Origin of the sequence: Nesterenkonia ebinurensis (assembly GCF_008711175.1) — a bacterium.
Taxonomy (GTDB): domain Bacteria; phylum Actinomycetota; class Actinomycetes; order Actinomycetales; family Micrococcaceae; genus Nesterenkonia; species Nesterenkonia ebinurensis.
In genome coordinates this window covers 96,809-123,464 of record NZ_VWNF01000047.1, presented here as the reverse complement: position 1 = coordinate 123,464, position 26,656 = coordinate 96,809, and the positions used below count along the sequence as shown (strand labels likewise).

24 protein-coding genes are annotated in these 26,656 nt (G+C 62.1%); 16 read left to right on the top strand and 8 right to left on the bottom strand.

All coding sequences use genetic code 11. The annotated features are described in order from the left end of the window. Positions 1-152: 152 nt before the first annotated feature. From F0311_RS14975 to F0311_RS14960, 4 genes are all read left to right on the top strand, one after another. Entirely contained in the window at positions 153-803 is a 651-nt protein-coding gene (locus F0311_RS14975) for a hypothetical protein (RefSeq protein WP_150462746.1), read from the top strand. Then, complete coding sequence (locus F0311_RS14970; RefSeq protein WP_150462745.1) at positions 800-5,059, top strand: hypothetical protein; 4,260 nt, start codon at positions 800-802, stop codon at positions 5,057-5,059. The genes F0311_RS14975 and F0311_RS14970 overlap by 4 nt, the downstream gene beginning before the upstream one ends. A gap of 485 nt (positions 5,060-5,544) precedes the next feature. Next, the gene (locus F0311_RS14965) at positions 5,545-5,772 is read left to right on the top strand and encodes a FitA-like ribbon-helix-helix domain-containing protein (RefSeq protein ID WP_150462744.1); all 228 of its coding nucleotides are present in this window, start codon (positions 5,545-5,547) and stop codon (positions 5,770-5,772) included. Then, positions 5,769-6,164, top strand: a complete 396-nt coding sequence (locus tag F0311_RS14960) for a type II toxin-antitoxin system VapC family toxin (RefSeq protein WP_150462743.1) — start codon at positions 5,769-5,771, stop codon at positions 6,162-6,164. Before F0311_RS14965 ends, F0311_RS14960 begins: the two co-directional genes overlap by 4 nt. Before the next feature lie 6 nt (positions 6,165-6,170). Here the strand turns inward: F0311_RS14960 and F0311_RS14955 are convergent, their stop codons facing one another. Further along, positions 6,171-6,935 (bottom strand): rhomboid family intramembrane serine protease, encoded by a 765-nt coding sequence (locus F0311_RS14955; protein ID WP_191089959.1) that lies wholly within the window; start codon positions 6,933-6,935, stop codon positions 6,171-6,173. Positions 6,936-7,078: 143 nt separating this feature from the next. Here F0311_RS14955 and F0311_RS14950 point away from each other — a divergent pair, with 143 nt between their 5' ends. After that, entirely contained in the window at positions 7,079-8,497 is a 1,419-nt protein-coding gene (locus F0311_RS14950; RefSeq protein WP_223881399.1) for a class II fumarate hydratase, read from the top strand. Here the strand turns inward: F0311_RS14950 and mftF are convergent, their stop codons facing one another. From mftF to mftR, 6 genes are all read right to left on the bottom strand, one after another. Beyond that, positions 8,498-9,949 (bottom strand): mycofactocin biosynthesis glycosyltransferase MftF, encoded by a 1,452-nt coding sequence (gene mftF, locus F0311_RS14945; RefSeq protein ID WP_150462740.1) that lies wholly within the window; start codon positions 9,947-9,949, stop codon positions 8,498-8,500. After that, positions 9,942-10,691 carry a mycofactocin biosynthesis peptidyl-dipeptidase MftE gene (gene mftE / locus F0311_RS14940; RefSeq protein WP_150462739.1) on the bottom strand — a complete coding sequence of 250 codons (750 nt, stop codon included), beginning with the start codon at positions 10,689-10,691 and terminating at the stop codon, positions 9,942-9,944. Before mftE ends, mftF begins: the two co-directional genes overlap by 8 nt. Beyond that, positions 10,639-11,871, bottom strand: a complete 1,233-nt coding sequence (mftD, locus tag F0311_RS14935; RefSeq protein ID WP_150462738.1) for a pre-mycofactocin synthase MftD — start codon at positions 11,869-11,871, stop codon at positions 10,639-10,641. Before mftD ends, mftE begins: the two co-directional genes overlap by 53 nt. A gap of 2 nt (positions 11,872-11,873) precedes the next feature. Next, positions 11,874-13,181, bottom strand: a complete 1,308-nt coding sequence (mftC, locus tag F0311_RS14930) for a mycofactocin radical SAM maturase (RefSeq protein WP_150462737.1) — start codon at positions 13,179-13,181, stop codon at positions 11,874-11,876. A gap of 81 nt (positions 13,182-13,262) precedes the next feature. Beyond that, on the bottom strand, positions 13,263-14,843 hold the full coding sequence (gene mftG / locus F0311_RS14925) for a mycofactocin dehydrogenase MftG (protein ID WP_150462736.1): 1,581 nt from the start codon (positions 14,841-14,843) through the stop codon (positions 13,263-13,265). Beyond that, the gene (mftR, locus tag F0311_RS14920) at positions 14,840-15,463 is read right to left on the bottom strand and encodes a mycofactocin system transcriptional regulator (RefSeq protein WP_223881398.1); all 624 of its coding nucleotides are present in this window, start codon (positions 15,461-15,463) and stop codon (positions 14,840-14,842) included. The genes mftG and mftR overlap by 4 nt, the downstream gene beginning before the upstream one ends. Positions 15,464-15,596: 133 nt before the next feature. Between mftR and mftA the strand changes: the two genes are divergently transcribed. The 7 genes from mftA (at position 15,597) to F0311_RS14885 (ending at position 20,702) form a co-directional block, all read left to right on the top strand. Further along, positions 15,597-15,725, top strand: a complete 129-nt coding sequence (gene mftA / locus F0311_RS14915; protein WP_150462735.1) for a mycofactocin precursor MftA — start codon at positions 15,597-15,599, stop codon at positions 15,723-15,725. Between the two features lie 9 nt (positions 15,726-15,734). Beyond that, a complete protein-coding gene (mftB, locus tag F0311_RS14910) occupies positions 15,735-16,022 on the top strand; it encodes a mycofactocin biosynthesis chaperone MftB (RefSeq protein ID WP_150462734.1) in 288 nt (95 codons plus the stop codon). 213 nt (positions 16,023-16,235) lie between these two features. Further along, positions 16,236-17,042 carry a mycofactocin-coupled SDR family oxidoreductase gene (locus tag F0311_RS14905; RefSeq protein ID WP_150462733.1) on the top strand — a complete coding sequence of 269 codons (807 nt, stop codon included), beginning with the start codon at positions 16,236-16,238 and terminating at the stop codon, positions 17,040-17,042. A 42-nt stretch (positions 17,043-17,084) separates the two neighbouring features. Further along, complete coding sequence (locus F0311_RS14900; protein WP_150462732.1) at positions 17,085-17,915, top strand: mycofactocin-coupled SDR family oxidoreductase; 831 nt, start codon at positions 17,085-17,087, stop codon at positions 17,913-17,915. 34 nt (positions 17,916-17,949) lie between these two features. Further along, positions 17,950-18,786 carry a mycofactocin-coupled SDR family oxidoreductase gene (locus tag F0311_RS14895; RefSeq protein ID WP_150462731.1) on the top strand — a complete coding sequence of 279 codons (837 nt, stop codon included), beginning with the start codon at positions 17,950-17,952 and terminating at the stop codon, positions 18,784-18,786. A gap of 8 nt (positions 18,787-18,794) precedes the next feature. Next, positions 18,795-19,715 carry an AAA family ATPase gene (locus F0311_RS14890; protein ID WP_223881397.1) on the top strand — a complete coding sequence of 307 codons (921 nt, stop codon included), beginning with the start codon at positions 18,795-18,797 and terminating at the stop codon, positions 19,713-19,715. 111 nt (positions 19,716-19,826) lie between these two features. Then, positions 19,827-20,702 (top strand): vWA domain-containing protein, encoded by an 876-nt coding sequence (locus F0311_RS14885; protein WP_223881396.1) that lies wholly within the window; start codon positions 19,827-19,829, stop codon positions 20,700-20,702. Between the two features lie 12 nt (positions 20,703-20,714). Here the strand turns inward: F0311_RS14885 and F0311_RS14880 are convergent, their stop codons facing one another. Further along, on the bottom strand, positions 20,715-21,194 hold the full coding sequence (locus tag F0311_RS14880) for an Lrp/AsnC family transcriptional regulator (protein ID WP_150462729.1): 480 nt from the start codon (positions 21,192-21,194) through the stop codon (positions 20,715-20,717). A gap of 103 nt (positions 21,195-21,297) precedes the next feature. Between F0311_RS14880 and pdhA the strand changes: the two genes are divergently transcribed. From pdhA to F0311_RS14860, 4 genes are all read left to right on the top strand, one after another. Then, positions 21,298-22,422 (top strand): pyruvate dehydrogenase (acetyl-transferring) E1 component subunit alpha, encoded by a 1,125-nt coding sequence (gene pdhA / locus F0311_RS14875; RefSeq protein ID WP_223881395.1) that lies wholly within the window; start codon positions 21,298-21,300, stop codon positions 22,420-22,422. 17 nt (positions 22,423-22,439) lie between these two features. Then, positions 22,440-23,402 carry an alpha-ketoacid dehydrogenase subunit beta gene (locus F0311_RS14870; RefSeq protein WP_150462833.1) on the top strand — a complete coding sequence of 321 codons (963 nt, stop codon included), beginning with the start codon at positions 22,440-22,442 and terminating at the stop codon, positions 23,400-23,402. Then, positions 23,399-24,796, top strand: a complete 1,398-nt coding sequence (locus F0311_RS14865; RefSeq protein ID WP_150462728.1) for a dihydrolipoamide acetyltransferase family protein — start codon at positions 23,399-23,401, stop codon at positions 24,794-24,796. Before F0311_RS14870 ends, F0311_RS14865 begins: the two co-directional genes overlap by 4 nt. A gap of 70 nt (positions 24,797-24,866) precedes the next feature. Then, entirely contained in the window at positions 24,867-26,549 is a 1,683-nt protein-coding gene (locus F0311_RS14860; RefSeq protein ID WP_150462727.1) for a carboxyl transferase domain-containing protein, read from the top strand. The last annotated feature ends 107 nt before the right edge of the window (positions 26,550-26,656 follow it).

Below are 26,656 nucleotides of genomic sequence, written 5' to 3'. Positions count from 1 at the left end.
CGGTTCCGGGCCGGAAACGCCTCGGAACACTCCGGGACTCTCTAAGCTCATATGCAGCTGCCTGATCCGGGTAGCGCCGCACCGCCGTGACTTCTGAGGGAGAACTGTGCCGCGGCGGCTGTGGTCCTCGCACTGTGTGAAGAGAGAGCTGCGTGAATCACTTTGAAGGGGCGCTCGCCGTCCTGGCGGGTGCCGGGCTATTGCCGCTGTCCGCCGTCCCGGCTGAAGAAGGGGACTATACCGCTGAGCTGACTGTCCCGGAATCAGCTACCAGTCTCTGGGTAGACCTGGAGTCGGCGGAGGCCGCAGCAGAGGTGGTCACCGGAAGCCTGGACGGAGCAGAGCTGGACTTCCGGGACACCATCCTGGGAGTTACCGCGGTCACCGAGGTCTCACCCGGGGATGCGGTCCTGGAGCTGGAGGTGGCTCAGGACCTGGAGACTGAGCTTTACATCGCCTTCACCGATGAGGCGAGCAATATTCTCAGCTCCCAGACCAGCAGCGAAGTACTGAGTGCGGCACCACAGGAGGGTGAGACGCCCTCACCCACGCAGAGCCCATCACCTTCAGACTCCCCAACACCGACGACGTCGCCCACTCCCACTGAGTCTGGGACGCCCACTGCCGTTGGTACTACCAGTGAAAGCCCCTCTGATGAGCCTGAGGACGAGGCAGAGGATGAAGGTGGGCTCGCCGCAACCGGAACCGTGATTGCCTGGGCCGTTGCCGGGGCCGCTCTGCTGCTTCTCGGCGGTGCTGGTCTCGCCTACGCAGGCCGTACCCGGAAGGGAGGGGCGCTGTGAACCTCCGACGCACAGCCCAGGTACTGCTCACAGCCACCGTTTCGGCGGCTATGCTGCTCACTGCAACTGCCCCGGTGCAGGCTGAGGAGGACTTGCCGGGGGAGATCTATTCACTGACAGCGGTGCCGGCGGCGATCAGCATCGAGACATCCTACCACCGTCTGCCTGCAGCGGATTCCGCAGCCGGCCACGGCACACAGCTGGGCGAGGGCACCCAGGCGGTTGATTTTCCGGGAGTTCCAGAAGGGCACGACGCCGCCCTCGTTCGCCTCACCGGCTTCGACGCCGCCGAGGACACCACCGTTTCGGCGGCAGGCGCACCCGCCCTGAGCGTGGCTGCGGGAGCCTCGGCCTCCACCACGGTGCTGGTTCCGCTGGTGGAGGGGTCCATGGAGCTGGGCTCGGATGCCGAGATCGACGCTCGTGTCGAACTGCTGGCCAGCTTCGCCGGAGACGAATCGGCTCCGGGGGCCACGATTGCGCTGACCGAACCAGTCACCCGTGCTCAGACTGCCCAGGGACTTGCCGGAGAGAGCCTGAGCGTCGATATCACCGAAGTCGGAGTCACCGGACAAGGTGGAGTGCCTTCCACTGGAGTACGCTCAGTATGGCTGACCGCCACGGTCCAGACCGATTCCGCCGGTGAGCTCAGCATCGGCCCCCAACAGGCGAGCCTCCCACAGGGCACGACGACGCTGACCACTGTGGTGCCAGTTCAGGCAGGCTCTGTGCCCTTTGCCTTCACCGGGGGAGAAGCAGATCTCCACGTGGATGTCCGCGGCTGGTCGCCCGAGGCACCGCAGAATGCACAAGCTGCGAACGTCCAGGGGGGCTTTGTCCCTGAGCTGGGCGGTGAGTCCCAGGACCTGATGATCAGTGACGAGGCCCCCGCAGAGCTGCCCTCTGCCAGCTATACCGATGCGGAGAGCGTCGTCGTACTCGTCTCAGCTCAGCCGGGGGAACAGCCCACGTTCCTCGGGGACGACCTCGACGCTGAGCTGCGCGGCTCCGGGATCTTCGTGGACCCCGTGATGGGCGCTTCAGCCCAGCTTGCCGTGCTGGACGCTGAGGAGGCTGCGCTCATCTCCCGGCGAGGTGATGTAGACGCCGCTGTCCTGCCCCTGGGCAGTTTCCTCTCAGCGGGGGCCGAAGGGGCTTCCGGAGGCCCTGAGCTAACCATCACCTCCCACACCGACGGCGGAACTGTCGAACTGGGTGAGGATGCAGTCACCGTGCTGGAGGGAACGGTGGCCTCGTCTTCTGCTGCTGAGTCTGTCGTCATCACGGTGGACGGCGAGCAGATCGGTGCCGCCGAGCTGGACTACTCCGGTGACACTGTCATCTGGAGGTTCACCACCGGCGCTCCGGCATCGGACTCCTACGCGATCACTGTTGAGGCGGTGGACCGCAGCGGTGCCGCTGACAGCCAGTCGCTGAACATGGAACTGGTGATCCCTGATGAGGACGAGATCCTGATTCATCCCGATACCGTGATCCAGGAAGAGCATGCCGTTGTCTACGAGCTGACCGACGACTATGTGATCCTGGCTGAGGCGCCGGAGGCTGAACCAGGCGAAATCCTGGTCTCCGGCTCTGTGGAGGGCGCTGAGGAAGGGTTCCTGCGCCGGGTGATTTCCGTGGACGAGAACGACGAAGGCTGGGTCGTGCACACCGACTGGGCCACCCTGGATGAAGCGATCCTGCAGGCTGATGTGGAAAGTGAGATTCTCTGGACCGGGGTTGAGGGTCTCGAGTTTGAGCAGCACTCTGAGGGTCCGGAGGCCGGAGACGTCGAGATTGTCGATGACGGGGATATCTTCGTTGAGGTGGTGGAAGCACCAGAAGGGCTACCCGGACCATCGGATTCCGCTGAACCCGCCGCTACCTCTTTGGCGCCCTTCTCCCACTCCGGGGCGGTGTCCTCCTTGATCAGCCCCTACAGCCAGCCGATGCCGGCAGGTTTCAGTCTGAATAACCGGCATCAGCAGTGTGTGAACATGAATCCCAAGTTCGCGATGGATAGTGACGGGGCGAAGTTCAATATGGCCAGCGCCGAAACCGAGTTCCGGGATAAGCGCGCAGAAATTCTTGGCAACGGCGGGATCGCCGTTGAATCAGACATCACCCATTGCATCACGCTGACTTTCGGACTGACCATCGAGCTGCAGCGGACCTTCCGTGTACCGACAGGGGTTGAGGTGACTCGCTTCGACTTTGTGGTCAGCTCGTACACCGCGTTCGACAACACGCTGGGTGTGAACTACGCCATCAGCGACAGGGAACGGCTGCGTCTGTTCACTATGCACCTGCCGCCGGTCAACTTTGCCATCGGGCCGGTTCCGGTAACCCTGACCATGGAAGCAGGAATAGACTTCACCGCCGCATGGTCGGTCGAAGGCAGCGCGGAGGTCAATTACACCGCTGTACGCAGTCAGGACGTGGGTTTCCGTTACCGCAACGGACGGTTCAATGCTGTGAACCCGACCCCGCAGTGGAGCTTCCCCACCACAGTGGGGGAGGACTTCTCTGCCACAGCGAGCATCGAAGCCGATGCCAGTGTCGGGCTAAACGTGGCGATGAGCACCAAGCTCTACGGCGTCGTCGGTCCAGAAGTCGGCCTCGGTGCTGCCATCGGAATGGACGGAGAAGTCGAATTCAACGTTGGTGAAGCCGCCATCGAATCGGCATCTTTTGAAATCTATGCCGAGCGTACTGCTTCCGCCGGCATGAGATTCCGTGTACCGATCATCAACCGGACCATTCTTGAGGTCAACGACATCATTCGGTTCGAGCGCCGGGGCACCCTCTACGAGCTCAGCCACACCCGTGAAGAGGACGACGACGCCGACGAGGATCCATCAGACCCTCCACCTCCGGAGGACGAACCGCCCTTTGAAGGTCCCGCTGAACTGGGGAACACTGCAGTTGTCCGACATGTGCCGCTGCCCGACGATGTCTGGTCTGTGGGGAGCCGGATTCACCACGGTGAGAATACTGGCAGATTTTACATAGCCGGCGCACATAGGACGGAGAATTGGCAGCCGCGGGCTGACTTCATTTATGAGATTGCTGGAGACGGGGCGTCCATAGTATCGGAAACCCCTCTACATGGAACCACAGGATTCCCTTCCGGGCGCTGGGATGTCGATGATGCCCGTCATCGAATCGTCTATTTGCCGACTCTCGGGACCCAGGATGACGAGACGCACATTCACATTAATGCACAGAAAATTGGGGCCCTGGAGATTGAACAGGAAGGGCGCATTGAACTGGGTGCCTGCAGTTCGGCGAATAACTTGGGACTAGCAATGCGACCAGCGAGCGGCCAGGTAGTTGTCGTCGGAGCAGTCGAAGAACTTGCTCATGGGGAGGACAGTGACTGTCCATCAACGGAGGACTCTGAGCCCACCATCCACGTTTGGGTGCTGGACGCAGCCAGTTTGGAGACCTTGGAGACCTTTGAGCTCAGCGATGTTCAGCTGGACTCGCTCAACCCACTCTACTGGCAGGAGCACCTGTACTTTGCGCCCGATGAGAGCGCCTTGCACATTCTTGACGTCTCTAATGTGGTCACGCTTGATCTTCTGTCGGGGGAAGTGTTCGGCCCATTCTCCACGCAACCTGGGCGGCAGCATGAGTACCTTATCTCCCGTCTTGTAGTCCCGGGAAGTGGCCACGTGGTCTTCTCTGGGATGCTTCAGGGTCAGCCTGAAGATCTCTATGATCACAATCTTTGGAGACTGGACCCGGTCACTGGAGAATTGCTGGAGCAGCCTCAAGAGGGCGACTGGCCAGCGGAACGCGTTGAGTGCTCCAGCTACGTACGATGTTGGTCCGCGGTTGGGGCCGACGCGGAGGGGCGCTATTACGGATTCAATCAGGAAGGTTCTTCCGAAACTCATAAGTCAATGTGGATTTCGGACGATGGGAGCTTCGGTGGGTGGGAATTGATCGCGTTGAGAGGTGATGATCTGCGGGGGCGGACGCCCCACCACACTAGCGTCGGAGCTCCGGGGCAACTCGCGTACCTATATGAAACCGACGACGGCTTGTCCGTAGAGATTGCCGTTGTGATCGTCGATGAGGCTGAAGTCCCCGATGCTCCACCGAGCACGGGTGACAATGATGATGACTGCGGGGTCACGGGGGAGTGTGAGCCAGAAAGCGAAGAGCAGCAAGAGCTCGTGACGCTGGAGAACTGTCGTGAGGTCTGTGAGCCGGTGCATATCCTGGGATTCCGAGGTAGTCATTGGTGATCCGTACCGGATGCCGGGCTGCTGCGTGCCCCGAGTCCCGATGTTACTGAGCGTCGGCGCAGGCGGTTGGCTGCCCTGGATGCGTCTTGGCCTGGCTGGAGCTGCCGTGCACCACGGTGTACGGAACTATCGCCGAGCATGCACGGACCCGCGGGCTCAGAGGCTCGAAGCTCAGAGATAAGGATGCTCTGATCGCGGCCCAGGCATATAGCTATGGTGTCCCGGTCATGACTGACAACCTGTCGGATTTCCGCGCGTTCGAGCCACTCCTCGCCGCACTCTGGCCCGGCAGCGCCTAGGCGGCCGGACGTATCTAGTCGATCTCGGTGCCGCCGCCGGCGTCGTCGTTCACCAGAGGGCCAGGAAGGAGAAGAACGCACTCTATGGCCGCGCCCAGGTGAACATGTTGCAGCTCGTGATCCTGCTGGAGAGCGCATCAGCTCCCAACTCTTCACATGTGATCGGGATGAAGTTATCGTAGAAACATGTCCATGATCCAGTTGCGCAATGTGCCCGAGGAGATGCATCGCGAGCTCAAGGCGCGGGCCGCGCGCCGGGGTAAGACGCTTTCCGACTATGCCACTGAGGAGCTCGCGCGCTCACTGCAGCGCCCAGATCTGGATGAACTGTTAGAGAAGTTGTCTCGCTACCCCACGCTCAAGGGCAGTCCGGGGGCTCAGGCCGTGCGGGCAGACCGTGACGCACAAGGATGATTATCCTTGACGCCTCGGCCATCACCGACATGCTGACCAATGCACAACCTGCAGCAGAGGTGCGCCGAATACTCTCTGAGCATTCTGCTCGCGCAGTCTGTCCCCATCTGATGGATGCTGAGGTGCTCAGCGCCATCAGGCGGATGCTGAACCAGGGGCTGATCGAAGTTCAGCAAGCTGACGAAGCCGTCCACTCTCTCGAGCTGCTGCCAGTGGCGAGATTGCCGCACTACCCTCTGCTTCCTAGGGCCTGGGCGCTCAGAGACAATATGTCTGCTTACGATGCCTTGTATATAGCCATGGCGGAGAGTCTCGATGCCCCCTTGATCACTACGGACTTCAAGCTCGCCAATACGCCAGGCCACCGAGCCGAGGTCGTAGCTCTGAGCTGACCGGCCTCAGGTGTACTTGGAGTAGTCGATGCTCATGCCGTCTGCGGCGTCGCCCTTCTTCTTGTTCCTGCCGCCCCGGCCGCGCTGCTCGGGGGCATCCAGGGCGGGAGCAACGGCCGAGGACTTGCCCACCAGGCGCTGAGCACGCGCCTCCTTGGTGAGGAAGAACGCCACCAACACGCCGGCGATCACCCCGGCCAGGTGACCGGTCCAGGAGACCCCGGGGGTGATCGGAAGCATCCCGATCAGCATCGAGATCCCGTAGATGAAGGCCACGAAGATCCCGAAGATCATCGCCAGGAACTTGCGGGCCAGGATCGCATAGGTCACAATGAATGCCGCGAACCCGTAGATCACCGTCGAGGCGCCAATATGGTTGACCACGCATCCGCTGGCGGCCGGGGCGTGGCACACCCACGGAGTCCCGATGACCCACAGGATCGCCCCGGATAGCAGCCACAACGAGACCATCACCGTGGTGAACCGCTTGGTCAGCATTGAGGTCATTCCGCCCAGAATCAGCCAGGACATCGTATTGCCCAGCAGGTGGCCGAACCCACCATGCAGCAGGGGCATGAAGATGATCCCGATCAGCCCGCCGAAGTCCCGGGCGTTGAGCGCCAGCGTCCGGTTGAACCAGTTGCCCAAGACCAGCGAGAGCACAAACATCACCCACATCGCGGCCAGCGGCAGGATCACCGGCACAAAAGTCCGTTTGAGTGCAGCAAGGAAGTCCCCGCCGATCGAATGTGCTGAGTCGCTGGAAGCCATATACCCCATGGTACGGAAACCCACGACGTCATGTCCCCCTGAGTCTGCCCTGATCCTGCCCCGATTCTGACGTTAGGATGACTTGTAAGAGAGCGAGCCGGATCCTGGCTCGCGAGAATCGCGAGACAAGGAAGCGAGTGAACGTGACTGAGACTTCAGAGACCCAGTACCGTATTGAGCGCGACACCATGGGCGAGGTGAAGGTGCCTGCCGAGGCGCTCTACCGTGCCCAGACCCAGCGTGCGGTGGAGAACTTCCCGATCTCCGGGCGTACCCTGGAACCGGCGCACATCGAGGCCCTGGGTCGGGTGAAGAAGGCCGCCGCCAAGGCTAATGCCGAGCTCGGCGTGCTGGACGCTGAGCTGGCTGAGGCCATCGTGGCCGCCGCTGAGCAGGTGGAGACCGGTCAGCTCAACGAGCATTTCCCCATCGACGTGTTCCAGACCGGTTCAGGCACCAGCTCCAACATGAACACCAACGAGGTGCTGGCCACCCTGGCCAACCGCCACCTCGAGGAGAAGGGCTCGGACAAAGAAGTCCACCCCAACGACCACGTCAACGCCTCCCAGTCCTCCAACGACGTGTTCCCCACCTCCGTGCATGTGGCCGCTACCGGCGCGCTGATCAACCACCTTAAGCCAGCCCTTGCTTACCTGGCTGAGGCTCTGGAGGAGAAGGCCGGGGAGTTCGCCGAAGTGGTCAAGTCCGGGCGCACCCACCTGATGGACGCCACCCCGGTCACCCTGGGCCAGGAGTTCTCCGGCTACGCCGCCCAAGTCCGCTACGGCATTGAAAGGATCGACGCCGCCATGCCCCGGGTCGCCGAGGTTCCCCTGGGCGGCACCGCAGTAGGCACCGGCATCAACACCCCGCTGGGCTTCGCGGAGAAAGCCATCGCCAACCTCGCCGAGGACACCGGCTTGCCGCTGACCGAGGCCCGTGATCACTTCGAGGCCCAGGCCAACCGCGACGGCCTGGTGGAAGCCTCCGGGCAGCTGCGCACTATCGCCTACTCGCTGATGAAGATCAACAACGACCTGCGCTGGATGGGCTCAGGCCCCAACACCGGCCTGGGTGAGATCGCCATCCCGGACCTGCAGCCCGGCTCATCCATCATGCCCGGCAAGGTCAACCCGGTAATCTGCGAATCCGCCATCCAGGTCTGCGCCCAGGTCATCGGCAACGACACCACCGTGGCACTGAGCTCCACCAACGGAGCCTTCGAGCTCAACGTGGGCATCCCCGTGATGGCCCAGAACCTGCTGGAGTCCATCCGCCTGCTCACCAACACCTCCCGGGTGATGGCCGACAAGATGATCAAAGGCCTGACCGCCAATAAGGAGCGCGCCGCCTTCTTGGCAGGAGCATCCCCCTCAGTGGTCACCCCGCTGAACAAATACATCGGCTACGAGGCCGCCGCTGAGATCGCCAAGCACGCAGTGAAGAACAAGGTCACTGTGCGCGAGGCCGTGGTGGAGCTGGGCTATCTGGAGCGCGGCGAGCTCACCGAGAAGCAGCTGGACTCCGCTCTCGACGTCATGAGTATGACCCACCCTGGTTAATCAGGTGCGACGAGTCGGTCGCGTGGGAGCAAGCGTCCGCAGAGCTGTGCGCAGGGATCCTGAGCACAGTGCCGACTTCCACACGCCGAGGCTGTAGGCGAGGTCATCGAGCCGGCGGGCCAATGCGAACTTGGCTGGGCTCATCTCTGGTTTGAGGCGGGCGTACTCCCACACCGTGTCCGCTGTGGCGCTGACTAGCAGCAGTCGACGCGCTCGGCTTGAAAAGAGAGAACCAACGACGATGCCAGGGGCCCAGTGCCGCACCATCAGGGCAACTCCCTGCCCTGCTGCAGTGGTCAGCCCGAAACCGACCAGCCGTCCCGCCATGAGGTAGCGCTTTCGGTGTCCGATGCTCAGACCGCGCAGTTTCCGGACCGTGGAGCTGTAGGCCCAGCCGGTCAGTCCGACTGCGATGGCCAGACTCCATCGGCGCTGCACGGCAACACACATCAGGACCGCGCCGGCCCAGGGTGCGAGTACTGCTGGGGCCACCAGGTTGCCGTGTCGCTGCGCCAGGTCGGCAGCGCCAGTGCCATAGACGTACTTCCGTATGAGCCACTGCTGGGCGGTCGTTCGGTGTTCGTGGTAGATCCTGTTGGACGGCTCATAGCGGACGCGCCAGCCAGCCGCGCTGAGCCGCCACACGAGATCGACATCCTCAGCTACGCGCATTCCAGGGCTGAAGCCCGTAGTTAGCGCCTCAGTTCGTGCCAGGATGCAGGTCGTGGAGACCCAGGACATCGGTGAGTGTGGCCGGACCAGCCCGGCATCAGGCCCGTGGTCGAGCGAGGATCGGGCATCCTCATAGTCGGTGACCCATCCGCAGTTGTTGCCGGGCAGGCCCAGCACCCGAGGTGTGACCGCGGCCAGCTCCGGGTCGATGAAGTGTCTCAGCAGCAGGTTGATACTGCCCGGCTGCAGCACCACATCGGTATCCACGAAGAGCACGAAAGGGGTGCTGACCTCGGTCAATCCTGCATTGCGGGCTTCGCCCGGTCCACGGTTCTTGTCCAGAAGGAGATACCGTGCTGCGTAGTTATCAGTGTGCTGGGCGATAGCTTCGCTGTCCTCGCCGGAGGCATCGTCTATGACAATGACATGGTGATCCGGAAGGCAGAGGTTCACGCTGGTCAACAGCCGCCTTAACTGTTCGGGGCGCCGGTACACCGGGATCACTACGGTGATTTGTGAGGTGTCCAGCGCGGGAAGAGTCTCAGGACTAGGGTCAGCGATGCCTGTGGTGATCAGCCGTTCAGCGAGGCCGGCTGAGAGCTCGTCTGTGACTGTGAAGCTTCTGCGTTTCAGAAGTTCGGCAGCGCGGGGACTCAGCGTCATGACCAGGGAGGGTGATCCGCCCATCAGCACGTTTGTGCCCAGCATATGGGTGTGCCTGTTGAGACGGATCTCCGTCCCGTAGGGGATCCAGGGCGCGGCTGCCTCCGAGTCAGGCACCGACAGCACCCCTAGTGGTCTCGGCAAGCTGGTTTAGAGCTGCCTGGACCATCTGGTCAAAGATGACATGGCCGTTTTCGGCACTGGCGTTTCGCGGATCGCCTAACGCCCCGTTGCTGCTAACCGCAATCACGCCGTTCTCACGCAGTTCCGGGAGCAGTGCGTTCAGGGGCTCGGTGTTTCCGTGAGCGGCTTCGCTCATCCGGACATGTTCCGGCTGCAGGTACAGCATCAGCGAGGTCTCAATGTGACCAGCGTGGGTATCGCAAGGGTCTGGTTCAGGTGTGGAGCAGGCGACCCAATTCACGTTGCGCTGTTCGTAGCGCAGCGTGTTCACTGCCTTGCGGACTGGGTCCAGATTGCCGCCGTGACCATTGATGATGATCAGTTGTGAGGCCCACTCCAGGGCCGAACGGCCGTACTCGACCAGCACAGTCTCCAGTGCTGCCTGGCCGATCGAGATAGTTCCTGGAAACTGTTGGTGCTCCCCACTGGACCCATAGGGCAGGGGCGGTGCCACGGCGGCGTCGTACTTTTTGTTGGTGAGATTCTCAGCTAGTGCCTGGGCAACTGCGGCAGCGATGACAGTGTCTGTGTCCAGGGGAAGGTGCGGACCGTGCTGCTCGGTGGAGCCCAACGGCAGTAAGACTGTCACCGGTCGTCCGGTCAGTTCCGGCCAGGTTTTGTGCTCAAGAGCGGACGGCCTCGGGGGCCGGATCTCCGTGCTGGGTGGCTCGGTCATCGAGTCCGTCCTCTCCGAGTCTGAGGAAGAATCCGTCCGGGGCGACGAGGTCCTCGGCGCGCAGCTCGTGGATGGAGTTTTTTCCTTGTCCCAGTACAGCAGAGTCCAGTCCGCCGCGCAGGATGTCCAGTACGTTCTCCACTCCGGCCTGCCCGTTGGCGGCCAGTCCCCAGAGGTAGGCGCGGCCTATCATGACAGCTTTGGCGCCTAGGGCGATAGCCTTCGCAACGTCGGAGCCGCGGCGGATGCCGCCGTCTAGGAGCACCTCGATCTGCTCACCGACTGCCTCGGCAATGCCGGGAAGCACTCGGATGCTGGCTGGAGTCGTGTCTAGGTTATTGCCGCCGTGGTTGGACACAGAGATGGCGGTGACCCCGGAATCGACAGCGCGCTTGGCGTCATCCACCCGGACTACACCTTTGAGCATGAACGGTCCGTCCCACTGCTCGCGTAGCCAGGCGACGTCTTCCCAGGTGGGTGGGGGCGTGTTCATCCACTCGCCGTAGGCGCCGAAGAATGTGGGGGTCTCGCCGCCGGGCTCCTGCAGGTTGGGGGCTGTGAGGTCTGGGATGCGGCCAGAGCGGACGAAGTTCAACAGCCAGCTGGGCCTGCGCAGGGCCTGCGGGGCGAACTTTGCGGCCGCCTTGACGGTCAGCTTCTCTGGGATCCAAGGGCTGCCCCAGTCTCGGCCGTTGGAAAAGGACCAGTCCAAGGTCGCGATGATGCCCTTGGCTCCGGCGCCCTTGGCGCGTTCCAACCGCTGCAGGATCTGATCCCGGGTGCCGCACCAATAGATCTGGAACAAGGTGTTCGGATTGGCCTCAACCACGGCCTCCACGGGTTTAGAGGCGAAGGAGCTCAGACCCATAATGGTGCCGCGATTGGCTGCAGCCTGTGCCACCGCCAGTTCTCCTTCAGGATGAACGGCCTGGACACCGGTGGGTGAAATCAGTACCGGTATAGAGACGGGAATGCCCATGACCTTGGTGGCCAGGTCTCGGTCCGGCTTATGCCCGGCAACGTGTGGGGAGAACCCGATCTCGCCGAAAGCGGCCTGGTTCTGGGCAATGGTGATGCCCTTCTCTGATCCAGCTACCAGTGCGCCGTAGACTGAAGGTGGTAGGCGGCGCTTGGCGCGCTGTTGGGCTACTGCGACGGTCTCAAACCATCCACCGGCCATGACTACCGCGCCCGGTTCTGCTGGAGCGCCTGATCGGGCGAGAAGCCGGCCAGGGGGCTCTCATTGCAGGCCGAGACGGGCGGTGCGCTGGGTGACGGCGGTCCTGACTGGATGGTGACCGGCACTTTTCGGTTGGTCTTGGGGCGGGGCCGCGGAGGCGAGGTGCGGTGTGAATGATCGCCTGAGGGTTTGGGCAGAGCTGTCCCGTCGCGCTTCTTGAGTAGCTCTTTGCCGAAACCGCGCACGCACTCAGGATCCGGGCCGTTCAGGGGCAGGCCGGTGAAGAATTTTGCCGCCATGCAACCGCCCTTGCAGGTGTCGAAGAAGTAGCATGAGGAGCAGGCGCCTCCTGACTGCGGTTCGCGCAGGTCTTGGAACAGGGCAGATTCCTTCCAGACCTTCTCGAACCCACCGGGTTCGCGGACGTTTCCGGCCAGAAACTCGTCATGGATGGCGAACGGGCAAGCGTAGACCTCCCCAATGGGGTCGATGAGGCACACCACCCGGCCGGCTCCACAGAGGTTCAGTCCGGGCAGCGACTCTCCGTACGCTGAGAGATGGAAGAATGAGTCTCCGGTCAGTACCTCATCCCCATGCTCCATCAACCAGTCGTAGAGCTGCTTCTGCTGCTCTTGAGTGGGGTGCAGATCATCCCAGACATCCACTGCGCGGCCTGAGGGGCGCAGTCGAGTCAGCCGCAGCTGGGCGTCGTAGCGGTTTGCGATCGCCTTGAAATCATCTAGCTGCGGGATGTTCCATCGAGTGCAGACCACGGACAGTTTGAAGTTCGCCATGCCAGCGGCCTGGAGGTTCTCCATGGCTCGGATCGCCATGTCATAGGAGCCCTTGGATCGGATGTAGTCATTGACCTCCGCAGTGGCACCGTCCAACGAGATCTGAACATCCACGTAGTTGTTGGCGGCGAGATCTTTGGCAACCTCCGGAGTGATCTTCACGCCGTTGGTGGAGAACTTCACGCCCACGTTGTGGCTGGTGGCATAGTCCACAAGCTCCCAGAAATCACTGCGGACGGTGGGCTCGCCGCCACCGATGTTCACGTAGAAGACCTGCATCTTCTGCAGCTCATCAATGATTGCTTTGCACTCCTCAGTCGACAACTCACGGGGGTCTCGGCGGCCAGAGCTGGAGAGGCAGTGTGTACAGGTGAGGTTGCAGGCGTAGGTCAGCTCCCAGGTCAGGCAGATCGGGGCATCGAGCCCATATTCGAAGTGGTCCACAAGGCGCGCGGGCTGCCGCTGCGGACTCTCTGCCGGTTGAGTCTCGGGCGGGGCCAGGGCTTCTGCCGTCATGAGATTCCCTTCACTAGGCTAGACTTGTGACATGCCCCACATTAGTGGCACTGAGTGCCATTGTCCAGATGTTCAGTCGGTTCATTTCATGAAATCGCTGATCAGCTCACCAATGAACACTGCGGTATTTGCGGTTCCCCGGCGCGGAACTTTTGGGAGTATGGAGAGATCTGCGACTCTCAGCCCCTGGACTTGGTGAACTCGCCCTTGGGTATCGACGACAGACTCTGGGTCGTCTTCGGGTCCCATTTGCGCCCCGCCGCTGGTATGGAAGCGGGTACCGATGTGGTTGGCAATCCATGCATCGAGCAGGTGCTCGTTGTCCAAAACGTTCTGATTGGATCGGTTGCGCTCGAGCCGAGGCGTGCGGAGGAGAACCTCCTGCATTGCCGGCTGGCCGAGCAACTGGAATGTTCTGCGCACTCCCGCTCGCAGCGCGGCCCAGTCAGCAGCAGTGTGAAGGTAGTTGTAGTCGATGCTTGGCATCTGTAGTGGATCAGCCGAGCGCAGTCGCAGGCTTCCTCGAAATGTCGGTGTCATCAGGCCAAGCATCAACAGGTGTTCCTGAACTTCGTCCTGACGAGCCTCACCGCCGAACAGTTCATGGCTAGGGGTGGTAGCGATGAGGAGCTCGAGCTCGTGTGCTGTGCCGGTGGTCTCCGCTGAGAAGTGCAGCGCGGCGCTGAAGCCTGGCCCAGGCTGGCTGCCCTGAGGCGTGGAACACAGCGCTCGAGCCGAAACCTCTAGGTTCAGTGCAAGGTCGGGGTGGTCGCTCAGGCCGCGCCCGACGCCGCGTGTCTCGACAACCGGTGCTACGCTGATGCTGCGGAGCTGATCGGGAACCCCGATGCCAGAGAGCATCAACAGCTGAGGGGTGGACAGTGCACCAGCGGAGAGCACAACCTCCCCCGCCTCGAAGAAGCTCTGTCTGGAGCCCGAGTCGACCGCACATTCCACTCCCACGGCTTTCCCCTTGCGGATTTTCACACTCAGCGCTCGTGTTGCCCCTATCACTTTGAGATTGGGTCGGTCCAGGACAGGAAAGAGGTACTGCATCGCTGCGTTGTGGCGCACACCGTTGACCACAGTAGAGGGGACGGGACCAACACCGTGCGACGCCGCATCGTTGAGGTCCGCGTTATAGGTGTGTCCCGCTGCTCTAGCGGCCGCGGCGAAAACTGCGTTCAGCCCTTCTGCGGGAACCGCTGTCCAGGCTCGCTTGATCAGCATGGGTCCACTGGCTCCGTGCTGAGGGTGGTTCCCGAAGTCGAGGTCCGTCTCCATTCGGCCTAGAAGAGGCAGTGCTTGGTCGTAGGACCATGTGGTGTCGCCGACAGCTGACCAATAGTCGAAGTCCTCCGGTCTGGCGCGGACGAAGTAGCCCCCATTGATGGCCGATGATCCGCCGAGAATCTTTCCCCTTACAGCAGTAACGCTGCGTGAGGCGGTGAGCCGTGCAGGAAATTGCCAGGTGAGTGAGCTGGCGGTGCTGGCTGCGTGAAGCGAGGTACCGTTGGCGGCGGCGTCGTCGATTTCTGAGCGGCTCCGCGGCGCGGGTCCCGCCTCGAGCAGCAGGACCGAACGCTCTGGGTTCTCGCTGAGTCTGGCGGCAAGCACGGAACCTGCAGTGCCGCCTCCGACTATGACTACGTCGTACTTCACCTCAAGAAGACGTCTCTAGCCAGTCGGAATCCGGAGTCAATGAGTTCGGGCAGGCTCTGGTCCTCTTGCTCGAGCCATTCGTAGTGGGCGGAGACGCTGATGCCCAGGCAGATCTGGCCGATGGTCTTGGGCTGGAGGTGATCGGCGGGCTTGTCGAGACGGCGGCCGGCGAAGTCTGCGATGACGGCACGCCATGCCTCGTATCGGATAGTGGAGTGCGCGACGAGTGTCGGATTCTTAAGCAGCAGCTCCATCCGTTTGCGGTGCAGTCCGTGGTCATCGCCGGGGAATCGATTGAACTCGCTGACCGCGGTTCTCAGGGCGTCGAAGAGGGGTACCTCATGGTCGACGGTGTCGAGGTGGGACTCGAGTTGGTCTAGGAGTGCTTCAAAGTCACCCCAGGGCAGATCGTTCTTGGAGGGGAAGTACCGGAAGAAGGTGCGGCGACCGATGCCGGCAGCTTCAGCGATGTCATCCACTGTCACCTGATCGAAGCCGCGCTCGATGAACAGCTCCAAGCCGATGCGGCTCAGAGTTGCCTTGCTGGTCAGCGGGGTGCGGCCCCGGGGGGAACTCCTGCTGCTCTCAGCGATCGTCATGGCATCAACGTCAGTTCTCAAACTCTACTCTTCCATTCGGCACCGAGTGCCACTATTATGATGTGGATCACTGACGACCATCATGGTCGGTGATAGACAATATCGCCACTATTGGGCGGGTTGAGGTTGCCCCGCCGTTGAGGAGATGAGACAGATGTCAGAGTTCGATCCTAAGCAGCAGGCAGAGGCTGATCGAGAGGATCAGGCTACCGTGGATGCCGGTGTTCAGGAGGATGCCTTGGTGGAGGAGGTCTCCATCGATGGCATGTGTGGAGTCTACTGATCGGCAGATATGTCCTTCGATCCAGATCAGCCCTATCGGCTCAGTGAGCGGGTCGCAGTGCGGCCGGAGCCTTTTGGTGCGCTGCTCTATCACTTTGGTACGCGAAAGTTGTCCTTCTTGAAGGACAAGACACTGCTGCGGATTGTCGAATCGTTGGGGTCCCAGCCCAGTGCGTGGGCTGCAGTGCTGGCCGCGGGGGTTGAGGAAGACTCCGTGGAGCAGTACCTGACCGCGATCCGGGTGCTCTGTGATTCGAAGATGGTCAGCCCTGCTGATGAGGTGATGGCGCAGACTTAGCCTAAGATTTTCTGATAAAGACCCTTTCCTGAGAGTGTAATGCTCTCGGGTTGGAGGGTCTTTTTGTATTTGCAATGAGCGGTATAAATATTTCGAGAAAGTTTCCAGATTCTCTAGACAACGGCACTCAGTGCCACTAATGTGGCGAACATCACAATAATCACCTGCGCGACTGTTGCGCCAATATTCCTCTCGCATCGAAAGGACCTTGTCATGGGACGTGTAGAAGGAAAAGTGGCATTCATTACCGGAGCGGCCAGAGGGCAAGGACGCTCTCATGCCCTGCGGTTGGCAGAGGAGGGCGCTGACATCGTCGCGGTGGATATCTGTGAAGCCATTCCTGGTACGCCCTACCCGGGTGCTACTGAAGATGACCTCGCGGAAACCGTACAGCAGGTCGAGGCGCTGGATCGAAGGATCGTTGCTGAGAAGGCTGATGTCCGGAGTCTTTCAGACCTCAAGTCAGTGGTTGACAAAGGGGTCGCCGAGTTGGGGCGATTGGACGTGATTATCGGGAATGCCGGCATCGACATTCCGGCCATTTGGCGTGATATCACTCCAGAGATTTTTCAGGACACCATCGACATCAACCTCACCGGAGTCTGGAACACCATCATGTCCGGGGTGGGGCATCTGGTCTCCGGTGGTGGGGGATCGATCATTCTGACAAGTTCGGCCGCCGGGATAAAACCGGTGCCATTCCATGTGCCCTACAACGCTGCGAAGTTCGGTGTCACGGCACTGGCCAAATCGTTCGCGATGGAGCTAGCAAAGGACAAGGTGCGCGTAAACAGCGTTCACCCTGGTGGTGTCGATACAGATATGGCTGCTGGAGCAATGGAGCTCTTTGACGGGTTCAGCAAGGAGAATCCGGATCTAATGGGCATGTTCACACAGTGGTTCCCTGGCTCGATGCCGCCGCGAGAGATCTCGAATGCCGTTCTCTACCTTGCTTCCGATGAATCGACCTGGGTCACTGGCCACACCCTGGCGGTAGACGGCGGCATGACGAGTTACTGATTTCCGAAGCCTTCATCAAATTCAAAGATCAAGGAGGTCCCAATGGGACGAGTGGAAGGAAAGGTGGCGCTGATTTCCGGCGCCGCACGTGGGCAAGGACGCTCACACGCGATCCGTTTAGCTGAAGAGGGCGCAGACATCATTGCGTTCGACGTCTGCGAGGCGGTGCCCAGTAACTCCGCACCGCCAGCGACTGAAGAGGACCTTGCGGAGACTGTGCGGCAGGTTGAAGCTCTAGACCGCAGAATAGTTTCAGGTGTGGCCGACGTCCGAAACTACGAGCAGGTCAAGGCTGTCGTCGACCAAGGAGTATCTGAGTTAGGTCGCCTAGACATCGTCGCAGCCAATGCCGGGATCGCCGGAAGACCGAACGTTGCTGAGGAGATCCCGGACGATGAATTCGTCATCATGCAAGAGATCAACCTCAACGGTGTCTGGCGGACCTGTAAGGCTGCCATTCCGCATATCAAGGAATCCGGGGGAGGTGGCTCGGTAGTCATCACAAGTTCCGAGGCAGGCATTCGCGGCTACTACAACATGTCCCATTACGTTGCGGCCAAACACGCTGTTGTGGGGCTCATGCGCACATTAGCCCTCGAGCTCGCGCCAGACATGATTCGTGTCAACAGCATTCATCCGACTCAGGTCGATACGGACATGATCCAGCATCAGACGGTCTACAACCTCTTTACCGGCAAGGAGAACGCCACCAAAGAGGAGTTCGCTGAAGCGTCGCAAAGCGTCATTGCACTGCCAATCCCCTGGGTGGAGGCGGTCGATATCTCAAACGCTCTGCTGTTCCTCTCCTCCGAGGAGGGCCGCTACATCACTGGGGTGACACTCCCTGTCGATGGTGGGAACTTCCTCAAGTAAGACTCCGTACGAACTCTGCGAAAGGAAAAGCAAGATGGCACGTTTGGAAGGAAAAGTCGCGCTGATTTCCGGCGCCGCACGTGGGCAAGGGCGCTCGCATGCGGTACGCCTGGCAGAAGAAGGTACAGACATCATCGCCTTTGATATTTGTGAAGGCGTTTCAACGGACTCCGCGCCCGGAGCCACAGAGGAGGACCTGCAGGAGACCATTCGCCAGGTCGAGGGCCTCGACCGGAGAATCGTCGTCGACAAGGCCGACGTAAGAGACTTCGACCAAATCAAAAGAGTCGTTGACAAGGGTGTTGCGGAATTGGGCGGCAGGCTTGACATTGTCGCTGGCAACGCCGGCATCCTCGGCACTCCGAATCGTGCCCATGAGATTCCCGACGAAGATTTCGTCGACATGCAGGAGATAAATCTGACCGGAGTTTGGCGCACATGCAAAGCTGCCATCCCTCATATGAAAGCTGCTGGCAATGGTGGATCCATTGTTCTGACTAGTTCCGGGGCAGGACTGCAAGCCAACGAGAACATTGCCCACTACGTTGCAGCTAAACATGGTGTCGTCGGGCTCATGCGGACGCTGGCGCTTGAGCTGGCACCCGAGAAGATTAGGGTCAACAGCCTTCATCCGACGATGGTTGACACCCCGATGATCATGCATGACGCCATGTATCAACTCTTCAGGCCAGACCTCGACAACCCCACTCGGGAGAGTCTCGGAGAAGTCGGACTACAGATGAATGCCTTGCCGATCCCGTGGGTGGAGCCCGTGGATATCTCCAACGCGCTCGTGTGGCTGTCTTCTGATGAAGGCCGTTACGTCACCGGCGTCACGCTCCCCGTGGATGCCGGAGTGACTATCAAGTGACAGGTGACGTGAGCAATGGTGTGTTGAGGAGTGTAGGGGAGCGTCGGCAGCGGATCGCGCAGAAGGTGGTGGGCCGTGAGCGTGAGCTTGAGCTGACGCTCGCTGCCGTTGCCGCTGGGCGGGACATGCTGCTGGAGGGACCGCCGGGCACCAGTAAAACCACCCTCTTAACAGCTATCACCCAGGAGTGGGGGATCCCGCTGCTCTTTGTGGAGGGTAACGCCGACCTCACGCCTGCTAAGCTCGTCGGCCACCACAACCCTTCCCGCGTGCTCAAAGAGGACTACAGTGAGGACAACTTTGTGGCAGGCCCACTGGTCGATGCCATGCAGCAGGGCGGATTCCTATACATCGAGGAGTTCAACCGAGCACCTGAAGACACATTGAATACGTTGCTGACAGCAATGGCTGACCGGGCGATCTCGGTGCCTCGTGTCGGAAAGATCAACGCCTTACCCACGTTCAGGGTTATCGCCTCGATGAACCCCTACGACAACGTGGGAACCACCCGTCTCTCCAACAGTGTCCACGACCGGCTCAACCGTCTGGCCGTCGATTACCAAGACGCGGATGCCGAAGAGCGGATCGTCGCACTGCGCACCAACGCCTCTGGTCAACTCGGGGAACAGCTGATCAGCGATTCAGTCGCAGTGACGCGTGCGACCCGAAGGCACCCTGAAGTGCGCCAGGGCTCCAGTGTGCGAGGCGCCATTGACCTCACGCTGGTCGCCCTCCAGCTGGCCGAGCTCCGTGATGTGTCTTCCCCGGAGGGTGATGCATACAGCGGTCTGGTGTTCGACGCCATGATCGTCGCACTCTCCGGGCGAATCCACGTGGACGAGGCATCAGAACTGGTCCCGGAACACGTACTGCGCGAAATCTGGGAAGACCGATTCATTCTGGAGCCCCGAGCTGCGGCACCCGGTTGAAAAGAGATCGAGGCCGACTCGCCTCTGCAGCGGGAATCACGAAAGACCCGCAAAGCTCGCCCCCTGCACCGGAAGCCCAAACAACTGGACGCCCCGCCCACCCTGTTCGAAGTGTCAGGCGGCGCCGGTGGCCTCATCCTGCAAGCATCCTCAGCAGGACGTACAGCAGGTGGCAAACCGAACAAGCCAGGTTCCAACGGCACGGGATTCACCAACGAACAGGGTGAACTGGTAGATCTTGTAGAAGAGACATCTGGGCTTGACCCCATAGTGCGGGCACGAGCTCAGCAGATCGCGGCCCGACTCTCCGTGCCCCGTCCGCGGCTTGAAACGACCGCGGTCCGAGGTGCTGGGGAGCTCGGCAGCCTTCCGTACCGCGGTGGCAGCGACGATATCGACCTCGACCGAACACTCGAGATGCTCACCGAACGGCCTGTTCCGGAAGACGAGGACATCATCGTCCGAGACCGAACGCGGACTACCCGTTCCGTGGTGCTGTTGGTCGATGTCTCCGGTTCGATGCGTGGAGAGCGCGTCCGCACCGCCGCAGCCGCAGTCGGTGCGTTGGCCGGAGAACTCGCTCGCGACAACCTCGGCGTCATCGCCTTCTGGTCCGATGCCGCCGTGCTCTTGGAGCCTGGCCAGTCAGTCCGTTCGGCTGAACTCCTAGACAATCTGTTGCGACTGCCAGCCAAAGGGCTGACCAATGTTGCCTTCCCCTTGCAACTGGCAGCCAAGCAGCTCAGCCAGGTTCCAGTCCGCGACACCAGGGTCATCCTGCTTTCGGACTGTGTGCACAACGCGGGCCCGGACCCACGGCCGCTCGCGGCCCAGCTGCCAAGGCTCGACGTCTTGCTGGATTCATCCGGCGAGAAGGACATCGAACTTGGCCGCGAACTTGCCGCGAAAGGCCTGGGAATCTTCCGCACCATCCACACCTACCGCGACGTCGCCCCAGCCATCAGCGCAGTCTTCGCCGCCCGCTAATCCAGCAGCCACTCAGCGAAGCAGCTGAGACATGCGACGGGGGATGACTTCGCGCAGCACAAGCATCGTGGAGGTCCGGGTGACTCCGCGGCACATCATCAGCCGCTGGGTCACCCGGTAGATGTCATCGGCATCTGCGGCCACCACTTCAATATGCAGGTCGTGGTTGCCGGAGACGCCGAGGCATTCGACCACCTCGTGAATCTCTGAGACATCTTCCACCAGCTCGTCGAACTGGGACTGTTCCACCTGCGCGGTGATAATCGCCCGCAGCGGCCTGCCCACAGCCGAAGGCGGCACTTTGATGGTCTCGGCTGCCAGCAGCTCCTGGGGCCCATAGAGCTTCTGCATCCGAGCATGGACCGTACCCCGGGCCAGTCCCAGGGATTGGGCCAGGAACGCGATAGTGGCTCGCGGGTCCTGATCCAGGGCGCGCAGGATCTGCTTATCCGTGGCATCCAGGAATGTGCTCTGGGTCACTTTATTGGTCATAGTGACTACCCTAGCGCAGATAGCCAGGGCTTGATCTGCCATTCTGTTCAATTCAGCTGCACACTATTGCTTCAATCCGTGTGTGACGCTGATCATATTGTGTATGGCACAGATCACTGCGACTGAGGTCGAGATGGTGCAGGCGCTGGACGCCGAGGGCAACCGTACCCCCTGTCCCGAGTACGACGACGCCCTGAGCACCCTCGGTGCTGCCGATCTCAGGCGGATGTACCAGGACATGGTGTTGCTGCGCCGCTTCGACACCCAGGCCACTGCCTTACAACGTCAGGGTGAGCTCGGCCTCTGGCCACCCAGCCTGGGCCAGGAAGCCGCCCAGATCGGCTTGGGCCAGGCGCTGCGGCCCCAGGACTTCGTCTTCGGTTCCTACCGCGAACACGGCGTGGCCTTCTCCCGGGGACTGCAGCCGGCCGATCTGCTCGGAGTCTTCCGCGGCACCAGCCACGGCGGCTGGGACCCGCAGAAGCACCGTTTCCACACCTACGCCATCGTGATCGGCACTCAGACCTTGCACGCCACCGGCTACGCCATGGGCATGAACCTGCAGGGCAGAGTGGGCAACCAGGACCCAGAGCGCGATGTCGCCACTGTCACCTGTTTCGGCGATGGCGCCACCTCGCAGGGTGATGTCTCCGAGGCGCTGACCTTCGCCGGGGCCTATCACGCACCAGTGCTGTTCTACTGCCAGAACAACCAATGGGCCATCTCTGAGCCGGTGCACACTCAGACCTCTGCAGACCTCTACCGGCGCGGAGAAGGTTTCGGCATCCCCGGGATCAGGGTGGACGGCAACGATGTGCTGGCCTGCTGGGCTGTGGCGCAGACCGCCCTGGAGAAGGTCCGCAGCGGGGCCGGCCCGTTATTCATTGAGGCCTACACCTACCGGCGCGGACCGCACACCACCGCAGATGATCCCACCAAATACCGCTCCGGAGCCGAGGTGGAGGCCTGGGAGCGGCGCGACCCGATCCTGCGCATGCAGCGCTACCTGTCACGGGAGGGCATCATCGACGACGCCGCTGAGACTGAGCTGGAAGAACGGGCCGAGCAGTTCGCCGCCGAGGTGCGTGAAGCCTGCAAGGCGATGCCCGACCCCGCCCCGGCGGATATGTTCTCCCACGCCTACCGCGAACCCCACCTGCTGGTTCAGGAGGAGCAGGAGAACTACCTGGCCTATCTCGCCTCCCTGGACGAGGAGGATGAGCAGTGAGCCAGGCAGTTAAAACCATGACCATGGCCGCAGCGCTGAACACCAGCCTGCGCACCAGTATGGAACAGGACCCCAAGGTGCTTCTGATGGGGGAGGACATCGGCAAACTCGGCGGGGTCTTCCGGATCACTGAGGGACTGCAGAAGGACTTCGGCGAGCACCGGGTCATCGATACGCCCTTGGCCGAATCCGGGATCGTGGGCACCGCCATCGGCCTGGCAATCAGCGGCTACCGGCCCGTGGTGGAGATCCAGTTCGACGCCTTCGTCTTCCCCGCCTACGACCAGATCGTCACCCAGCTGGCCAAGATCCACTCCCGCACCGGCGGAACACAGCCGCTGCCGGTGACCATCCGTATCCCCTACGGCGGAGGCATCGGCTCGCCCGAACACCACTCGGAGAGCCCGGAGGCGGTCTTCGGCCACCATGCCGGGCTGCGGCTGATGACCGCCTCCGACCCGCACAGCGCCTATTGGGTGATACAGGAGGCGATCAGATCCGATGACCCGGTGATCGTCTTCGAGCCCAAACGCCGCTACTGGATGCGCGGGCAGGTGGACACCGAAGCCGGCACCCCCCTGGGGGCAGCACGGATCCTCGCCGAGGGAACCGACGTCACCCTGGTCACCTACGGGCCGCTGACCCCGGTAGCCCAGACCGTGGTGGAGCAGGCTGAGAAGCTGGGCATCTCCGTGGAACTGGTGGACCTACTCTCGCTGAACCCGCTGGGCCTTGACCTGCTGGAAGATTCCGTGAAGCGCACCGGCCGGCTGGTGATCGGCCACGAGGCGCCCACCTTCCTGGGGATGGGTGCCGAGCTCTCCGCCCGCATGGTGGAACGGGCCTTCTACCACTTGGAGGCACCTATCGCCCGGGTGGGCGGGTTCCACCTGCCCTACCCGCCCTCCCGCTTAGAGGAGCACTACCTGCCGGACCTGGACCGGATGCTGGACGCCGTGGAAGAGGTGATGACACATTGAGTACCGCACCCACTGAGGCTGCCGAGTTCAAGCTCCCTGATGTGGGGGAGGGACTCACCGAGGCCGATATCGCCAGCTGGAAGGTCGCCGTAGGCGACACCGTGACGGTCAACCAGGTGTTGGTGGAGATCGAGACCGCCAAGGCCCTGGTGGAGCTGCCCAGCCCGCAGGCCGGGGTCATTGAAGCTCTGCTGGCCGAAGCGGGCCAGACGGTGCAGGTGGGTACCCCCATCGTCCGGTTCGCCGGTGAGGGAGCGAACGACGACGCGGCACCCCCTCAGGAGGACGGCACCAGTGCCGAGACCCCCGCCCAGGAGCAGCAAGGGGAGGAGAAGACCGGCAACACCCTGGTGGGCTACGGAGCCTCGGCTGAGCGGCGTCGTGCCCGGCGGCGCAGGGGGCGCGAGCCTCAACCACCTCGGCAGACTCCCAGCGAGCCCGATTCTTCACCCGGCCCCGCCGGACGTGCTGATCATGACCGGCCCGGCGCAGAGACGGGTGCCCGGTCCGGCCCGGCCCTGGCCTCCCCGCCGGTGCGGAAACTGGCCAAGGATCTGGGGATCGATCTGCGTGAGGTCCCGCCCACCGGCCTGCGCGGCAACGTCACCCGCCAGGACCTCCTGGACTACCATCAGCGGCGGCAGCCCGCCCAACAGGTCCCTGCCACTGCCCAGCCCACCAGCAGCGCCCAGACCAGTCAGACTAAGGAGGAGACCCGGATCCCGGTGGCCGGAGTGCGCAAGGCCACTGCCGCAGCCATGGTCTCCTCCGCCTTCACTGCCCCGCACGTCACCGTCTTCTTGGACGTGGACGTCACCGAAAGCCTCGAGTTCCTCGCCGAGCTCAAACAGGAACCCGTCCTGGCCCATGTGAAGATCACCCCGATGCTGCTGCTGGCCCGGGCGGTCTGCTGGGCAGTCGGGCGCAATCCGATGGTCAACGGCAGATTCACCGAGGAGCAGATCATCCTCTCCCCGGAGGTGAACCTGGGTATTGCCGCAGCCACCGAGCGCGGGCTGATCGTGCCGAACATCAAGAGCGCTCAGCAGATGTCCCTGGTCCAGCTGGCCGAGGCCCTGGCCGCGCTGACCGAACGCGCCAGAGAGGGAAAGACAACACCTGCAGAGATGAAGGACGGCACCCTGACCATCACCAATGTGGGGGTCTTCGGCGTAGACAGCGGCACCCCGATCCTCAACCCGGGAGAGTCCGCGATCGTGGCCTTCGGACGGATCCGCAGAATCCCCTGGGAGCACCAGGACCAGATCGCGTTGCGCCAGGTGACCACCCTGGCAGTGTCAGCAGACCACCGCATCCTGGACGGCAAGGAGATGGCCCTGTTCCTCAGCGATATCGGCCGGGCGCTCGCCGATCCCAAGGTGATGCTGCTCTGAGCCGCCCGCCATTGTTCACCCGTGACCTCACCGCTAAGTTGGGTTCCAGGCATCCATCAGGAAGGCAGCTGTGCAGTCGCTCAACAGTGTGATTGACACCCAGTCCCAGGACTTCGAAGCCAATGACCGGCACAACCGGCAGCTGGCCGGGCAGTTGCGTGAGCACCTCACCAGGGCGGCCCTGGGCGGACCGGAGCGCTCGCGGCGCCGTCATCTGGACCGTGGCAGGCTGCTGCCGCGTCAACGGGTCAACCGGCTGCTGGATGAGGGGAGCCCCTTCCTGGAGATCGGTGCCCTGGCGGCCCATGGGCTCTATGATGACGCCCGATTGAGCCGAGAGAGGCCTGGAGCCGGCTCCGAGTCTTCCGAGGCGGCTGAGGGGCGTGAGCGAAGCGACGTCGCCCCCGGGACCGGGATCATCACCGGGATCGGGCTGGTGCACGGTAGACAGGTCATGGTGGTGTGCAACGACTCCACGGTCAAAGGCGGCACATACTTCCCGATGACCGTGAAAAAGCATCTGCGTGCCCAGGAGATCGCTGAGGCCAACCGACTGCCCTGCATCTACCTGGTGGACTCCGGCGGGGCCTTCCTGCCCATGCAGGACGAGGTGTTCCCAGATAAGGACCACTTCGGTCGGATCTTCTACAACCAGGCGAATCTTTCGGCCAAAAAGATCCCGCAGGTCGCGGCAGTGCTCGGCTCCTGCACCGCAGGCGGTGCCTATGTGCCGGCGATGAGCGATGAATGCGTCATCGTGCGCAACCAGGGCACCATCTTCCTAGGCGGTCCACCCCTGGTGAAGGCCGCCACCGGGGAGGAGGTCACCGCAGAGGAGCTGGGCGGGGCGAAGGTGCACACCGCGGAGTCTGGGGTGGCTGACCACATTGCAGAGAATGACGACCATGCCCTGCAGATCATCCGCGATATTGTGGCCACCCTGCCGGCACCTGAGCCCCGGGCCTGGACGGTGCAGGTCCCCGTACCTCCGCGGCAGGATGCCCAGGAGCTCTACGGGATCATCCCCCCGGATGTGAATCAGCCCTTCGAGGTCCGCGAGGTGATCGCCCGCATTGTGGACGACAGCGCCTTCCACGAGTTCAAACCCGACTACGGCACCACACTGGTCACCGGATTCGCCCATATCGACGGCCACCCGGTGGGGATTGTGGCCAATAACGGCATCCTGTTCTCCGAGTCATCGCTGAAGGGATCCCACTTCATTGAGCTCTGCGACCAGCGTGGTATCCCGCTGCTTTTCCTGCAGAACATCTCAGGCTTCATGGTGGGCCGGGACTATGAGGCCGGCGGGATCGCCAAGCACGGGGCCAAGATGGTCACCGCGGTGGCCAGTACCCGGGTGCCTAAGCTGACCGTGATCATCGGCGGCTCTTTTGGTGCGGGGAACTACTCCATGTGCGGGCGTGCCTACTCACCCCGCTTCCTGTTCATGTGGCCCAATGCCCGGATCTCGGTGATGGGCGGGAACCAGGCAGCCTCCGTGCTGGCCACAGTCAAACGGGATCAGTTGGAAGCCGCCGATGAGGAGTGGCCGACTGAGGAGGAAGAGAACTTCAAAGCGCCGATCCGTGAGAAGTACGAGGCGCAGGGCCAGCCCTACTACTCCACCGCCCGGCTCTGGGACGACGGGATCATCGACCCGGCTGACACCCGCCGGGTTCTTGGTATGGCCCTGGAAACCTGCTCCCGATCCCCACTGCCGGACACCAGCTTCGGGCTGTTCAGGATGTGATGGACATGGTTTCGTCTTTAGGCGCGAAGGCCGGCGCCGCTGCAACCGGCCGAGAGGCGGCGGGACATGCGCCCGCCGCCGGGACCAGCACGGTTCGTTCTGTTCAG